Raw genomic sequence first — 15,960 nt, 5'->3', positions numbered from 1 at the left:
GCGGTGGCCTTCGCTAGGCCCAATTGGGGCGAAACCGTGACATTTGCGTCACGCCGCCGTGAGCGCCGAAACCCATAAAATTCCGGTGTTTATTGAATCGAGCGCACGCGCCTATGTGCACGCGCGCGAGTCTTTCGACGGCGCCGCCCAACCCGTTGTGGCGGCCGCGCCTCGACGCGCCACCGGCGGTCAGGCGGTCGCCAGGCCGCGCAGTTCTGTGACCGCGACGGTGAGCATCGCGAGGTCGACCTGCGGCTGCGTCTTGAGGTCGACCATCAGGCGCTCGGCGCGCTCCAGCGCCTCGAGCCTGGGCGTCATCCACCGCTCGATCAGACCGCCGACTTCGACGGTCTGCGCGTCGACCGGCGCGCCCGACAGCGCCGACGCCGCCAGCGAGCGCTGCACGCCCGCGAGGTCGTCGACCAGCGCGTTGGACGCCATCATCTGCCACGGCGTCTCGCGCGGCAGGCGCTCGGCGGCCGCGCGCAGCCAGTCGAAGCCGAGCCGCGCGCCCAGCTCGAAATAGAGCCGCGCGGCGTCGGGCACGCCGACCCGCGCGACCGCCGCCAGCGCCGCGACATCGCCGGCCGCGCCCAGCGTGTCGAGCGCGGCCACGCGCCGGGCCAGCGGCTCGGGCGCGCCGGCCAGGCGGAACGTCTCGGCGCGCTGCATGATCGCGGCACGCTCGCCCTGCGGCAGCAGATCCTCGAGCCCCTCGGCGAGGATCGCCACCGAAGGACGCAGCGCGTCGACCGCCTTCGTCATGTCGACCGGCCGCGGCAGACCGCGCAGCGCCCACAGCGTGGCCCGCTCGACCAGGCGCTGCGTGGCGATCAGCATCGCGGTCTGCGCGTCGGCGACCAGCGCGCCGTCGAGCGCCTCGATGTCGGTCCACACCTCGCGCAGCAGGAAGCTGTCGCGCACGATCGCGAAGCAGCGCGCGATGTCGGCGGTGGTGGCGCCGGTGCGCTCGCGGATGTCGTGCACGAAGGTGCTGCCGACTCGGTTGACCAGCGAGTTGGTGATCTGCAGCGACACGATCTCGCGCTTCAGCCGGTGGCGGCGGATGGAATCGCCGAACGCCTCGCGCATCGCGCCGGGGAAGTAGCGCGACAGCTCGCCCTCGAGCAGCGGGTCGTCGGGCAGGTCCGACGCCAGGATCTCCTCGTTGACCGCGATCTTGCCGTAGGCCAGCAGCACGCACAGCTCCGGCCGCGTCAGTGGCTGCCCGGCGGCGGCGCGCCGCTTCATCGCGTCGTTGTCGGGCAGGAACTCGACGGCGCGGTCGAGCCGGCCGGCGCGGTCCAGCGCCCGCATCATGCGCGCGTGGCGTTCGTGCGCCGGCATCGCCTGCGCGGCCGCCAGCGTGATCGCCTGGGTCTGCTGGTAGTTGTCGCGCAGCACCAGATGGCCGACCTCGTCGGTCATCGAGGCCAGCAGCAGGTCGCGCTCCTGCACCGAGATCTGGCCGCGGCGCACGGCGTCGCCCAGGGCGATCTTGATGTTGACCTCGTGGTCCGAGGTGTCGACGCCGGCGGAGTTGTCCATCGCGTCGGTGTTGATACGCACGCCGGCCTGCGCCGCCTCGATGCGGCCGCGCTGCGTGCAGCCGAGATTGGCGCCCTCGCCGACCACGCGGGCGCGGATCTCGCGGCCGTCGATCCGCAGCGCGTCATTGGCCTTGTCGCCGGCGTCGGCGTGCGCCTCGGTCGAGGCCTTAACGTAGTTTCCGATGCCGCCGAAGAACAGCAGGTCGACCGGCGCCTTGATGATCGCGCGCATCAGCTCGACGGGCGTCACGCGCTCCTCGGCCACGCCGAGCATGGCGCGCGCCGCCGCCGGCACCTCGACCGACTTGGCCGAGCGCTCGACGATGAAGCCGCCCGGCGACAGCAGGGCGCGGTCGTAGTCCGCCCACGACGAGCGCGGCAGCATGAACAGCCGCGTCCGCTCCTGGAAGCTCGTGGCCGGATCGGGCGCCGGGTCGACGAAGATGTGGCGGTGGTCGAACGCGGCCAGCAGCCGCGTCCGGTCGGAGCGCAGCAGCCCGTTGCCGAACACGTCGCCCGACATGTCGCCGACGCCGACCGCCGTGAACGGCGTCGTCTGGACGTCGTGTCCGGTCTCGCGGAAGTGGCGCTTGACGCTCTCCCACGCGCCCCTCGCGGTGATCGCCATGCGCTTGTGGTCGTATCCGGCCGAGCCGCCAGAGGCGAAGGCGTCGCCGAGCCAGAAGCCGTACTCGGCCGACACGCCGTTGGCGATGTCCGAGAACGTCGCGGTGCCCTTGTCGGCGGCGACCACGAGGTAGGGATCGTCGCCGTCATGGCGCAGCACGCTCCACGGCGGCACCACGCCGCCCTCGGGCGACAGGTTGTCGGTGATGTCGAGCATGCCGCGGATCAGTGTCTTGTAGCACTCGATCCCCTCGGCCTGGGCCTGCTCGCGCGTGCCGCCGAGCGGCGGTCGCTTGACGAAGAAGCCGCCCTTCGAGCCGACCGGCACGATCACGGCGTTCTTCACCATCTGCGCCTTCATCAGGCCGAGGATCTCGGTGCGGAAATCCTCGCGCCGGTCGGACCAGCGGATGCCGCCGCGCGCGACGCGCCCGCCGCGCAGATGGATGGCCTCGACCCGCGAGCTGTAGACGAAGATCTCGACCAGCGGCCGCGGCGCCGGCAGGTCGTCGATCCGGCGGCTGTCGATCTTGAACGAGACATAGGGCTTTGGCGCGCCGTCGGCGCCGGCCTGCCACAGGTTGGTGCGCAGCGTGCACTCGATGGCGTTGAGGAAGCGCCTCAGGATGCGGTCCTCGTCCAGGCTCGCGACCCCGTCGAGCGCGGCCAGCACGGCGTCGCGCGCGCGCGCGGCGGCCTCGACCCGGGCCTCCGAATCGGGCGCGCCCAGCGCCGGATCGAGCCGCGCGCGAAACAGCGCGGCGAGGTCGGCGGCGATGCCGGGATGCGTGGCCAGCGCCCGCTCCATGTACTCCTGGCTGAACGGGATGCCGGCCTGCCGCAGATACTTGGCGTAGGCGCGCAGCACGACCACGTCGCGCGTGTCGAGCCCCGCCGCCAGCACCAGCCGGTTGAAGCCGTCATTCTCGAACGTGCCCAGCCAGACGCCGGTCAGCGCGCCGGCGAAGTCGCCACCCTCGGCGCCGACGTCGATCGCGCGGCCGTCCGATGATTCGAGCGAGAATTCGTGCAGCCACACGGCGCCGTCGGGCAGCGACAGGCGGTGCGGCGTCTCGGTCAGGGTGCGGAGGCCCATGTTCTCCAGCGTCGGCAGCACGTCGGAGAGCGGGATCGGCTGGTCGGCGCGCGCCACCTTCACGGCGACCTGGTGCGGCGCCTGGTCCGGACGGCGGTACAGGTCGATGCCCAGGGGCGTGCCCCCGCGCACCGCGATCGCCAGCTCCAGATCGCGCGCCGCCGTGGCGCCGTCGAACGCCTCGCGGTACGCGGCCGGGAACGCGTCGGTGGCGGCGCGCGCGCGCGCCAGACCGATCTCCTCGCCATGGCGCGCCACCAGCGCGTCCTTCAGCCGGTCGCCCCAGGTGCGCGCCGCCTCGGCCAGCTCGGCCTCGACCGCCTCGGCGTCCGGCAGCGCCGCCATCGGATCGGCCGGGCGCAGCACGAACAGCACGCGCGCCAGCGCCGAGGTGTCGCCGACGCTGACCGAGTACGACTCGACGGCGCCGCCGTACGCGCGCCCGAGAATCGCCGCGAACCGCCGGCGCAGATCGCTGTCGTAGCTGTCGCGCGGCGCGTAGACGAGGCACGACACGAAACGCCGCGCGGCGTCCGGCCGGGCGAACAGCGCCACGCGCTGGCGCTCCTGCAGCCGCAGCACGCCCGTGGCGGTCTCGAACAGGTCGTCGTCGTTGGACTGGAACAGCTCGTCGCGCGGGTAGGCGTCGAGGATGTTGAGCAGCGCCTTGCCGTCGTGGCTGGCGGGCTCGAAGCCGGCGCGCGCCAGCGTGCGCGCGACCTTGTGGCGCAGCAGCGGGATGTCGCGCGGCGAGCTGTGGTAGACGGTCGACGTGAAGAGGCCGGCGAAGCGCCACTCGCCGGTCGCCTTGCCGTCGGCGTCGCGCAGCTTGACCGCGACCACGTCCATCGCGCCGGCGCGGTGCACGCGCGAGGGCCGGTCGCTCTTGACCACCAGCAGCGGCGCCGGTCCCTTCGCGAACGCCGCCAGCGCGGCGCGGCCGGCGGGATGCGGATCGAACAGCCGCTCGTCGTCGCCGCGCAGGATGCCGAGGCCGGAGCCGGGCACGACTTCGTAGGCGATCTCGCCGGTGGCGCCGGGATGGTAGGTGAAGCGGCGGCAGCCGAGGAAGGTGTAGTGGTCGGCCTCCAGCCAGCGCAGGAACGCCGCGGCCTCGGCCGATTCCGGATCGTCCGCCGGCAGGTCGCGCGCCGCGTCGAGCGCCGCCTGGCGCATCGCCTTCCAGTCGGTCACCGCCAGCCGGGCCTCGTCGAGCGCGCGCGCCAGCGCGGCGGCGAGGTCGTCGCGCGCGCCGGCGTCGCCGGCGCGGTCGATCTCCAGCCGCATCACCGATTCACGCCGCGCGCCCGCGACGCCGGCGCCGAAGCCCGTCAAAGCGCCGGCGGCGTCGCGGGCCACCGGCACCACCGGATGCGCCATCAGGCCGACCGCGAGGTCGCGCCGCGCCAGCTCGATGCGGACCGAGTCGACCAGGAACGGCATGTCGTCGTTGACGATCTCCACGACGCTGCCGCGCGCGGCGTACCCGTGCGTCCCGGCCACGGGGTCGTAGACGCGCAACTTGACGGCGCCGGCGTCGCGCGCCGCGAGGAAGCCGAACAGCGCGAGGCTTTGCGCCGCGCGGGTCTCCGGCGCGACGGCGGCGACGTCCTCGGGCGCCAGCCCCTCGTGCAGCGCCCGCGCGAAGCGCGCGGCGTCCTCGCCGCCCCGCGCGCGCGCGGCGGCGACGACCGCGTCGAGCGCGTCCGCGGATCCGTCGGATGCGCGCTGAGTCATGGCGTCCTCCCTGCTCGCGACGTCTTGGTCGGCGGCTTCCGCCGCCGGTCTCCGCTGTGGAATGCTAGCGCATCGTCCGCCCCGCCACCATGGTTTGGCAAGTGAGCGCCCATGGTGAAATCCGGGCATGCGACGGGATCGGGGGACCTTGATCGACGGCCGGGCGGCCGACATACGCCGGCCGGCTGGAGAACGCGCCCGTTTTCACTGGTGGCGACACTGTCGAGTGCGGCACAACATGGTCCACGACCGACCATATGTTGTGTTGAGTGCGAATTGTACCGCTACGGACGGCGTTTCTCGATCACCGTCGCGTGTCGCCGCGCCGAACGCTTGACAATCTGGTCCGACTCGGCGGAAATCAGGCAGATGCGCGTTTTGTTCTCTTTTCGACCGCACCGCAATATCAATTCCGACTGAGGCGTATGGTCAATAAAGAGGAATCAAAATCCCTTTGTTTTCAGATGATTGCCTCTGATTACTTGAGATTCATGGCCAATGAATAAGTTTGGCCGTGACTCGATCTTTGAACGTCATATGATCGACATATAGTAGCTAAGTGACGGACCTCACCAACATCTAGTGAGTATCAACAAGCCATCCTTTCCACAGGGGTGGATAACAGGTGAGACGGGGGCGCCAAGTGTTTGATGTAGTTCAGCTTCAGAGCGGTGGACGGGTTGTGACCGATCCCGGTCGCGACGACAAGCTCACGGCCTTCGGCAAGGCGACACTGTCCGACCGCTATCTGCTACCCGGCGAGACCTACCAGGATCTATTCGCCCGCGTGGCGCTGGCCTACGCCGACGACGACGCGCACGCCCAGCGGCTCTACGACTACATCTCCAACCTCTGGTTCATGCCGGCGACGCCGGTGCTGTCGAACGGCGGCACGACCCGCGGCCTGCCGATCTCCTGCTTCCTCAACGAGGCCAACGATTCGCTCGAGGGCATCCTCAAGCTGTGGAACGAGAACGTCTGGCTGGCGGCGCGCGGCGGCGGCATCGGCTCCTATTGGGGCAATTTGCGCTCGATCGGCGAGAAGGTCGGGCTGAACGGCAAGACCTCGGGCGCCATCCCCTTCATCCGCGTGATGGATTCGCTGACGCTGGCGATCTCGCAGGGGCTCGCTGCGGCGCGGCTCGGCGGCGGTCTACCTGCCGATCAGCCACCCCGAGATCGAGGAGTTCATCGAGATCCGCCGCCCGACCGGCGGCGATCCCAACCGCAAGGCGCTGAACCTGCACCACGGCATCCTCATTCCCGACGCCTTCATGCGCGCGGTCGAGGCCGACGAGGAATGGGCGCTGACCTCGCCCAAGGACGGCGCGCCGCTGCGCAAGGTCTCGGCGCGGGCGCTGTGGATCCGCATCCTGACGGCGCGCGTCGAGACCGGCGAGCCCTACATCGTCTTCATCGACCACGTGAACCGCGCCCTGCCCGAGCACCAGAAGCTCCAGGGCCTGACGGTCAAGACCTCGAACCTGTGCAGCGAGATCACGCTGCCGACCGGCATCGACCGCTTCGGCCGCGAGCGCACGGCCGTGTGCTGCCTGTCGTCGCTGAACCTCGAGACGTATTTCGAGTGGCACGAGCATCCGACCTTCATCGAGGACGTGATGCGCTTCCTCGACAACGTGCTGCAGGGCTTCATCGACAACTGCGGCGCCGATTTCGAGCGCGCCGCCTACGCCGCGATGCGCGAGCGCAGCGTCGGGCTCGGCGTCATGGGCTTCCACTCCTTCCTCCAGGCCAACGGCATCCCGCTCGAATCGGTGATGGCGAAGGTCTGGAACAAGAAGATGTTCAAGCACATCAAGTCGGGCTGCGACGCCGCCTCCGTTAAGCTCGCCGACGAGCGCGGCGCCTGCCCCGACGCGGCCGATTTCGGCATCAAGGAGCGGTTCTCCAACAAGCTGGCGATCGCGCCGACGGCGTCGATCTCGATCATCTGCGGCGGCACCTCGCCCGGCATCGAGCCGATCGCCGCCAACGTCTTCACGCACAAGACGCTCAGCGGCTCGTTCAGCGTGCGCAACCCGCATCTCCAGAAGGTGCTGGCCGCGAAGGGGCGCGACGACGAGGACACGTGGACGGCGATCACGCTCGACCGCGGCTCGGTGCGCGGCCTCGACTTCCTCGACGACGACGAGAAGGCGGTGTTCAAGACCGCGTTCGAGCTCGACCAGCGCTGGCTGATCGAGCACGCCGCCGACCGCACGCCGTCGATCTGCCAGTCGCAGTCGCTCAACGTCTTCCTGCCGGCCGACGTGCACAAGCGCGACCTGCACCAGATCCACATGATGGCGTGGAAGCGCGGCGTGAAGAGCCTCTACTACTGCCGCTCCCTCAGCATCCAGCGCGCCGAGTCGGCGGCCGGCGACACCGCCGGGCCGATCCTCGACACGCTCACGGCGACCCACCCCGGCGCCCCCGCCGACCTGCCTCTCGCCGCCATGGGCGGGGGAGAGGCCAACAACTACGAAGAGTGCCTCGCGTGCCAGTAGTCTGACGCCCGGCGGACGGGCGTCGTCCAGAGTACCGGCCGGTCCGTCCCGCGCGCCCGATGGCGGCGGCGGACCGGCCGCTTCTTCTCCGGCCCGCGCCCGTCGCGGGCGTCCCCGCATCCGACCGACCGCGAAGCCGCCCCATGTCCCTGCTCGACGCCAAGCCGATCTACAAGCCGTTCCACTATCCCTGGGCCTACGACGCGTGGCTGACGCAGCAGCGCATCCACTGGCTGCCCGAGGAGGTGCCGCTGGCCGACGACGTCAAGGACTGGCGCAACAAGCTCAGCGAGTCCGAGCGCCATCTGCTGACGCAGATCTTCCGCTTCTTCACCCAGGCCGACGTCGAGGTGAACAACTGCTACATGCGGCACTACGCGCGGGTGTTCAAACCGACCGAGGTGCAGATGATGCTGGCCGCGTTCTCCGCCATGGAGACCGTGCACATCGCCGCCTACAGCCACCTGCTCGACACCATCGGCATCCCCGAGTCCGAGTACTCCGCCTTCCTCCGCTACAAGGAGATGAAGGACAAGTACGACTACATGCAGGGCTTCAACGTCGATTCGAAGGCCGACATCGCCAAGACCCTGGCCGTGTTCGGCGCCTTCACCGAGGGCCTGCAGCTGTTCGCCAGCTTCGCGATGCTGCTGAACTTCCCGCGCTTCAACAAGATGAAGGGCATGGGCCAGATCGTCTCGTGGTCGGTGCGCGACGAGACCCTGCACTGCAACTCGATCGTGCGGCTGTTCCGCACCTTCGTGGCCGAGAACCCCGAGATCTGGACCGAGGAGCTGCGGCGCGAGCTCTACATCGCCTGCTCGACCATCGTCGACCACGAGGACGCCTTCATCGACCTCGCCTTCGAGATGGGCGGGATCGAGGGCATGACCGCCGAGGACGTTAAGAAGTACATCCGCTACATCGCCGACCGCCGCCTGACCCAGCTCGACCTCAAGCCGATCTACCGGCTCGAGAAGAACCCGCTGCCGTGGATCGACGCGATCCTCAACGGCGTCGAGCACACCAATTTCTTCGAGAACCGCTCCACCGAGTACTCCAAGGCCTCGACCCGCGGCAGCTGGGAGGAGGCGTTCGCCTGACTCGAGGCGCTTGGCCGGCTTCGAAATTTATCCAATCCTGACAATAGACTGACGGCGGAAGTTGCTGTATATTCACAGCATGTCTGGTTATGTGAAATACGCGTACCTCGCCTTGGTCGCCGCCCTGCCGGCCGCCGCCCCCGCGTCGGCGGCGGACATCCAGGGCCACGCCATCGGCTACCTTGTCTCGGTCGAGAAGCCACCGGCCGATCTCGGTTTCGAGGCGCAGGTCTCCGCCACCCTGACCAAGACCTGCGAGGGCTGGGGCTACGGCGCGGCGCTGTACTATTCGATCGACCGGACCACCAAGGGCGGCAAGCGCGACCCCAAGGCGGCGATGTCGGACCGCTCCGACATCTACAACGAGCGGATCAAGTTCTCGGAGGCGCTCGACGGCCTCAGCATGGCCTACGAGGCGAGCTACCGCGCCGTCTCGGCCAGCGAGCAGACCCGCGGCACGATCCTGTTCGGCGGCGCCACCGCGCCGGGCACGCTCGACATGAAGTCCGACAAGATCGCACGCAAGGTGCCGGTGCCGGCCGGCGCCCTGCCGCCGGTCGCGCTGCGCGCCGCGCTCATCGACCAGCTCGCCGCGCTGCAACCGTTGCCGCCAGGCGCGCCGGCGCCGTCGTGGAAGGTGACGACCGTCGAGATCGGCCGCTTCCACACGCCGATCGACGCGACCTTCGAGCTCGTGCCGGCGGCCGCCGTGCCGGCCAAACCGCCGCCGCCACCGCCGCGTGGCGCCGTCGTCGTCGCGCCGCCGCCGAAGCTCGATTCCCCGTTGCTCAAGACTCCGAGCTGGACGCTCAAGATGACGTCGAAGGGCGTCGGCGAGTGGGTCGAATCGACGTTCACGCTGCACCAGAGCGGCGTGATCTCGGCCTTCACCTTCAAGCGCGAGGGCTTCGTCTGGCAGGCCTACGCGAAGGAGCTGAACGCCTTCCCGAACCCGGCCTGCGGCGGCCGCTGACGGCGCCGCCTCACTCGAGCGTCAGCTCCAGCGGCCGTTTCAGCTCGTCGGCGGTCACCGGCCGCGGCGCCTTCAACGCCGCCAGCGTCTTGCCCGCGAGGACGACGCGCGCGGTCACGACCAGCGTGCGGCCGTCGAACTTGGTCGCGCCGGGAACGCGCAGTCCGAACGGAATCGGCGCCTGCCAGCCCGAGCGCACGACCTGCTCGGCCAGGATCTCCGGGCCGTTGCGCGCGGCGGTGTCGAGCAGCTGGACCCGCAGCTCGGCGCCGCGCGGCACCGGGCCGGGCTTCCCCAGCGCGGCGGCGCCTCGCACCATCGTCGACGGCGGCAGCGTCTCGCCGCGGGTGACGTCGATCATGGCGCTGTGGAACGACACGGCCGCCCCTGTCGGCGCGATCATGCAGACGAAGCGGAACGCCACCGTCGTTCCCTCGCGCCGGCGGAACACGCCGGTGCCGCTCACCGTCGTCGCGATGGCCTGGGAGCCGACCATCTCCTCGGTGCGCTCGATCAGCACCCACGGCATGCCGTCGAGCGCGATGGCGCCGAACGCCTGGTCCTTCTCGCGTGTCTCGATGCCGACCTTGCCGGCGCAACGCGAGATCGCGGTCGACGAGATGCCCTCGCCGTCGCCCTGCGCGCTGCCCGCCGCCGGCGCCGCCGCCGCGAGCGCGCCGACGACCGCGATCCACCGCCGATGACCACCACGCATGCCCGCCTCCACCGTGCCGGCGCGCCACGGCGCCGCGCGCATGCTAGCGTCCCCGCCGCTCCACGCCAACGCGGCCGTCCATGACCAAGACCGTCCTCGTCGTCGGCGCCTCCGGCATCGTCGGCCGCGCCGTCCTCGCGCTCCAGAACGCCGCGCCCGGCGCGCGCGCCATCGCGGTGTCGCGGCGCGCGCCGGACCTCGAGGGTCCGCACCGCCATATCGCGCTCGACCTCGCCGACGCCGGAGCGTGCGCGGCGGCGATGGAGTCGGCCGCGGACGTCACGCACGTGGTCTACGCCGCGTTGTTCGAGAAGCCCGGCCTGATCCAGGGCTGGCACGAGCGCGACCAGATGGAGACCAATCTGGCGATGCTGCGCAACGTCATGGCGCCGCTGGAGACGGTCGCGAAAGGCTTGCGCCACGTCACGCTGCTGCAGGGCACCAAGGCCTACGGCGTGCATCTCAAGCCGTTCAAGGTGCCGGCGCGCGAACGCTGGCCGCGCCACGGCCACGACAACTTCTACTGGCTGCAGGAGGATTGGCTGCGCGCCGCCCAGCGCGGCAAGGACTGGACCTTCACCGTCCTGCGGCCACAGGTCGTGTTCGGCCACGGCCCCGGCAGTCCGATGAACATGCTCTCGGCGCTCGGCGCCTACGCGACGCTGCTGAAGGCGCGCGGCGAGCCGCTGCATTGGCCCGGCGGCGCGCCCTACGTCGCCTCCGCGACCTGCGCCAAGCTGCTGGCGCGCGCCATCGACTGGGCCGGCGGCAGCCCGGCGGCGGCCGGCGAGACGTTCAACATCGCCAACGGCGACGTCTACGTCTGGCGCAACCTCTGGCCGGCGATCGCGGCGGCGTTCGGCATGGCCGAAGGCGAGGCGCGGCCGCTGCGGCTGGCCGAGGACATGCCCGGCCGCGAGGCGGAATGGGCGGCGATCACGAGGGCGCACGGGCTGCGGCCGACCACGCTGCGCGATTTCGTGGGCGACTCCTTCATCTACGCCGATTTCCAGTTCGCCCACGGCCGCGAGCGGCCGGGTCCGCCGATCATCGTCAGCACCGTCAAAGCGCTGCTCGCCGGCTTCCACGACGCCGTCGACACCGAGGACATGCTGGCGGATTGGTTCGACGAACTGCGCCGCCTGCGCTATCTCCCGCCGCTGTGATGGCACGACGGCGGCGTAGTCATGTCATCCCGAGCGCAGCGAGGGATCTTGGCGCCGGCGAAAGATTCCTCGCTGCGCTCGGAATGACAGTCTAGACGTCGTTCCAGATTCCGCTCCGGAGACCCCGATGATCCCGCGCACGCTGTTCACGCCAGAGCACGAGATGTTCCGCGATTCCGTGCGCCGCTTCGTCGACGAGGAGATCGCGCCCCACTACGCGCGCTGGGAGAGCGAGGCGATGGTGCCGCGCGAGGTCTGGCGCAAGGCGGGCGCGGCGGGGATGCTGCTGTGCGAGGTGCCGGAGGAGTACGGCGGACCGGGCGGCGATTTCCGCCATTGCACCATCGTCATGGAGGAGATCGGCCGGGTCGGCGCGACCGGCGTGTTCTTCGGCCTGCACTCCGACATCGTCGCGCCCTACATCCTGAAATACGGATCGGAGCAGCAGAAGAAATCGTGGCTGACGCGCATGGCCAGCGGCGACGCGATCGGCGCCATCGCCATGACCGAGCCGTCGGCCGGCTCGGATCTGCAGGCGATCCGCACCACGGCGCGGCGCGACGGCGACAGCTACGTGATCAGCGGCCAGAAGGTGTTCATCTCCAACGGCCAGACCGCCGACCTGGTGATCGTCGCCTGCAAGACCGATCCGGCGCTGGGCGCCAAGGGCACCAGCCTGATCGTGGTCGAGACCGACCGGCCGGGCTTCCGCCGCGGCCGCAAGCTCAAGAAGCTGGGCATGCACTCGCAGGACACCTCGGAGCTGTTCTTCGACGACGTGCGCGTGCCGGTGGCCAACCTGCTGGGCGACGAGGGCCAGGGCTTCACGCTGCTGATGAACGAGCTGGCGCAGGAGCGCCTGACCCAGGCGATCCGCGCCGTGGTCGCGTCCGAGGCGGCGATGCGCTGGACGCTCGAGTACGTGCAGGAGCGAAAGGCCTTCGGCAAGCCGATCGGCGCGTTCCAGAACACGCAGTTCAAGCTGGCCGAGCTGCAGGCGCAGATCACCGCGCAGCGGGTGTTCGTCGACCGCTGCGTCGAGCTGCATCTGGAGCGCAAGTTCGACTCGGTCGACGCCGCCATGGCCAAGATGCTGACCACGGAGCTGCAGGCCAAGGTGGTCGACGAGTGCCTGCAGTTCTTCGGCGGCTACGGCTACATGGCCGAGTTCCCGATCGCGCGCGCCTATGTCGACGCCCGCTACGCCCGCATCGCCGGCGGCTCGATCGAGGTGATGAAGACCATCATCGCGCGCAGCATGATGGGGCGGTAGCGCGGGGCGACCGACGCGAGTGGCAGCCTACGTTTTCAGCCACGCGACGATGAACCGCGCCACGGCGTGCGGGTCGTCGAGGTCGAGGAAGCCGCCGGCGGCGTCGGCCAGCCAGTCGGCGCGGGGCGCCGCGACCACCAGCAGGCCGGGATCGTCGGCGGCGCGCAGCTTGCGGCCGTGGGCCGCGCGCCACACCTCGATCTTGTCGTGCGGCCGGGTCGAGAAGCCCTCGACCAGGATCAGGTCGACCGGTTCCATCCGCGCCACCAGATCCTCGAGCGCGATGGCGCCGCCGTCGCGGTTCTCGCGCATCAGCGCCCAGCGCAGGTCGGAGGCGACCATCACCTCGTGGGCGCCGGACTGGCGGTGGCGCCACGAATCCTTGCCCTCGCTGTCGACGTCGAAGCCGTGGTGCGAGCGCTTGATCGTCGACACGCTGATTCCGGCGGCGCGCAGCGCCGGGATCAGGCGTTCGATCAGCGTGGTCTTGCCGCTGCCGCTCCAGCCGACGATGCCCAGAAGTTTCATGCCGCCGGTATAGGGGGGTTCGCGCGGTTTGCCCACCGCGCCTTGTCAATCGCGGATCGCGAAGCGCGCCGCGTCGCCGGCGCGCGCGACCACGACGCCGATCCGCGCCGCGTCGGGCGCGCCGCCGATGCGCAGCGCCGCCAGCAGCGTCCCGGCCTTGTCCTCGCCGACGCCGATCAGCAGGCCGCCCGACGTCTGCGGATCGTGGAGCAGGCCGATGCGCGGATCGTCGGCGCGCGGCCCGTCCAGCGTCGCGGCGCGCGCCGCCCGGGCGTTGCTGGGCGCCAAGGTGCTGGCGAACCCACGCGCCAGGCAGTCCAGCGCGCCGGGCAGCGCCGGCAGCGCGCCCAGCGACAGCGCCGCGTCGTGGCCGGACGCGCGCAGCATCTCCAGCAGATGGCCGCCGAGCCCGAAGCCGGTGACGTCGGTGGACGCCGCCACGCCATGGCCGCGCGCCAGCGCGCCGGGGCCGGCGTTCGACCGCAGCATCGATTCGATGGCCGCCGCGATCCACGGTCCGCGCGCCTCGCCGCGCATGTCGGCCGCGAACAGCGCGCCGGTGCCCAGCGGTTTGGTCAGGATCAGCGCGTCGCCCACCCTCAACGCGCCTTTGCGTAGGAGTTGATCTGGCGCCGCCAGCCCGTTGACCGTGAGACCCAGCGCCAGCTCGGGACCCTCGCCGGTGTGGCCGCCGATCAGGATGGCGCCGTCGCGCGCCAGCTCCTCGGTCACGCCGCGCAGCAACGCGCCGAGATCGGCCTCCTGCAGCGCCTCCGGCGCGTGCGGCAGCACGGCCGTCATCAGCGCGCTGTGCGCCGCGGCGCCGGTGGCGTGGAGATCGGACAGGCAGTGCAGCGCCGCGATGCGGCCGAACAGCCAGGGATCGTCGATCAGCGCGCGGAAGAAATCGACGCTCTGCACCAGCGCCTTGCCCGGCGGCACGGCGATGGCGCTGGAATCCTCGGCGTCGCGCACGCCCAGCAGGATGTCGTCGCGCTTCGGGATGTCGACGCCGTCCAGCGCGCGGCGCAGCACGTCGCCGCCGATCTTGGCGCCGCAACCGGCGCAGCGCATCGCGACCAGGGCGGCGTCGCCCGGCGCGGCCATCGCCGCGCCGCCGCCCATCGCCGCCATGCCGGGACGCAGCGTCTGGTACATCCGCATGAAACGCCGGTCGATGCGGTCCTTCCAGCGCCACACCCAGTCGCCGCGGAACCACAACCACGGCCCGCGCGCGCCGATGGCGTGCTTGTCGCCGGTCGAGATCAAGGTCAGGAAATGCCGCTGCGGCGCGTAGCGTTCGAGCGGCGCGTCGGGCCGCGCCAGCAGATTGCGCGCCAGCACCGGCCCCTCGCGCACCGCGAACACGCCGGCCTTGGCCAGCGGCCTGGGCTCGAACGCGACGATGTCGCCGGCGCCGAAGATGTCGGCGTGCGAGATCGAGCGCAGGGACGCGTCGACGCGCATGAAGCCGGACCCGTCCACGGCCAGGCCGGCGGCGCCAAGCCAGCCCGGGGCGCCGGCGTGCGTCGTCCAGACCGCGAGATCGCAGGGCAGCGTCGCGCCGTCCGACAACACCACCGCGTCGGCCCGCACCTCGGTCACGCCGAGCCCGAAGCGCGCCGCGACGCCGCGTTCCGCCAGCGTGCGCGCGAAGGCGCGCTGGACGGCGGGCGGGTGCGTCGGGAGCGGCGTGCCTGATTTCGAGACCAGCGCGAAGCGCGCGCGGCCGCCAAAGCCGGCGTTCTTCAGGCGCACCTGCAAGGAGAGGCAGAGTTCGACGCCGCCGGCGCCGCCGCCGACCACGACGATGTCCAGCGGCGCGCCGTCGTGGGCGCGCAGCCGCCCCTCCAGCGCCGCCCAGCGCGCGCGGAACACGTCGACCGGCTTCACCGGCAGCGCGAAGCGGTCGGCGCCGGGGATGGCGCGCATGTCCGGCCGCGAGCCGATATCCAGCGACAGCCGCTCGTACGCCACCGGCGGCCGGCCGGCGCACAGCACCCGCTGGCCCATCGGATCGAGCCCGACCGCCTCGGCATGGTACAGCCGGGCGCCGGCCGCGACGCAGAGCGGCCGCAGGTCGATGTGGCATTCCTCCGCCGTGTAGTGGCCCGCGATCAGACCCGGCAGCATGCCGGAGTACGGCGTCTCGAGGTCGCGCGCGATCACGGTGATCCGGACATGCGCGGGCCGCGTCATCGCCGCCTGGCGCAGCACCTCGACATGCGAATGGCCGCCACCGACCAGCACCAGTTCCAGGCGCGCGGGCGCGTCGGTGGTCATGCGGTGTGGCGGGCGGAGTCGGTCATGGCGCGCGCACTCTAGCGGGCGGTCGCCGCGGGGTCACGGCGCCGCCTCACCCTCCCTTCTCCCCCGTCTTCGGGGGAGAAGGTGTCTGGATCGGGGTGATGGTTCACGGAAAAGTCCGGGCGGATGGGTAACAGCGCGGGCATGCGATGGAGGCGTGCGCGGTGGGGTCAGGCCTGCAAAACGGCAAATTTGGTCGCGCGCGTCGGGAAAAATGCCGTTTTGCAGGCCTGACCCCAAATGCCCAGGGTCACGGCGCGGCGTCGTCGATGCGCCCGCGGATCATCCCGTCCCGGAACGTTCGGAGACTTGGTGGACACCGTGCGGCGACATGGTGGACCCATCGCCGGCTCGACGTGGCGGGGTTGGGCCGGGCGA

8 protein-coding genes and 1 pseudogene are annotated in these 15,960 nt (G+C 70.9%); 5 read left to right on the top strand and 4 right to left on the bottom strand.

Going from position 1 to position 15,960, the window contains the following annotated elements; genetic code table 11:
• Positions 1-189: 189 nt before the first annotated feature.
• A complete protein-coding gene (locus IPK81_12395; protein ID QQS14870.1) occupies positions 190-5,010 on the bottom strand; it encodes an NAD-glutamate dehydrogenase in 4,821 nt (1,606 codons plus the stop codon).
• A 643-nt stretch (positions 5,011-5,653) separates the two neighbouring features.
• On the opposite strand from IPK81_12395, the pseudogene IPK81_12390 reads away from it, so the two are divergent.
• From IPK81_12390 to IPK81_12380, 3 genes and pseudogenes are all read left to right on the top strand, one after another.
• A pseudogene (locus IPK81_12390) lies at positions 5,654-7,517 on the top strand (ribonucleoside-diphosphate reductase subunit alpha).
• A 143-nt stretch (positions 7,518-7,660) separates the two neighbouring features.
• Positions 7,661-8,620 carry a ribonucleotide-diphosphate reductase subunit beta gene (locus IPK81_12385; protein QQS14869.1) on the top strand — a complete coding sequence of 320 codons (960 nt, stop codon included), beginning with the start codon at positions 7,661-7,663 and terminating at the stop codon, positions 8,618-8,620.
• Between the two features lie 79 nt (positions 8,621-8,699).
• Positions 8,700-9,593, top strand: a complete 894-nt coding sequence (locus IPK81_12380; protein ID QQS14868.1) for a hypothetical protein — start codon at positions 8,700-8,702, stop codon at positions 9,591-9,593.
• 10 nt (positions 9,594-9,603) lie between these two features.
• Here the strand turns inward: IPK81_12380 and IPK81_12375 are convergent, their stop codons facing one another.
• Positions 9,604-10,350, bottom strand: a complete 747-nt coding sequence (locus IPK81_12375) for a YbaY family lipoprotein (GenBank protein QQS14867.1) — start codon at positions 10,348-10,350, stop codon at positions 9,604-9,606.
• A gap of 38 nt (positions 10,351-10,388) precedes the next feature.
• On the opposite strand from IPK81_12375, the gene IPK81_12370 reads away from it, so the two are divergent.
• Positions 10,389-11,474 carry an SDR family oxidoreductase gene (locus tag IPK81_12370; GenBank protein ID QQS14866.1) on the top strand — a complete coding sequence of 362 codons (1,086 nt, stop codon included), beginning with the start codon at positions 10,389-10,391 and terminating at the stop codon, positions 11,472-11,474.
• A gap of 127 nt (positions 11,475-11,601) precedes the next feature.
• Positions 11,602-12,747 carry an acyl-CoA dehydrogenase family protein gene (locus IPK81_12365; protein QQS14865.1) on the top strand — a complete coding sequence of 382 codons (1,146 nt, stop codon included), beginning with the start codon at positions 11,602-11,604 and terminating at the stop codon, positions 12,745-12,747.
• 27 nt (positions 12,748-12,774) lie between these two features.
• On the opposite strand, the gene mobB is transcribed toward IPK81_12365, so the two are convergent.
• Positions 12,775-13,275, bottom strand: coding sequence for a molybdopterin-guanine dinucleotide biosynthesis protein B (gene mobB / locus IPK81_12360; GenBank protein ID QQS14864.1), 501 nt, complete (start codon positions 13,273-13,275; stop codon positions 12,775-12,777).
• Between the two features lie 45 nt (positions 13,276-13,320).
• Complete coding sequence (gene selD, locus IPK81_12355; GenBank protein QQS14863.1) at positions 13,321-15,558, bottom strand: selenide, water dikinase SelD; 2,238 nt, start codon at positions 15,556-15,558, stop codon at positions 13,321-13,323.
• Positions 15,559-15,960 lie beyond the last annotated feature (402 nt).

This window comes from Rhodospirillales bacterium (assembly GCA_016699855.1).
In the GTDB taxonomy this organism is placed as follows: domain Bacteria; phylum Pseudomonadota; class Alphaproteobacteria; order Reyranellales; family Reyranellaceae.
This window is presented reverse-complemented; position numbering and strand designations above follow the sequence as displayed.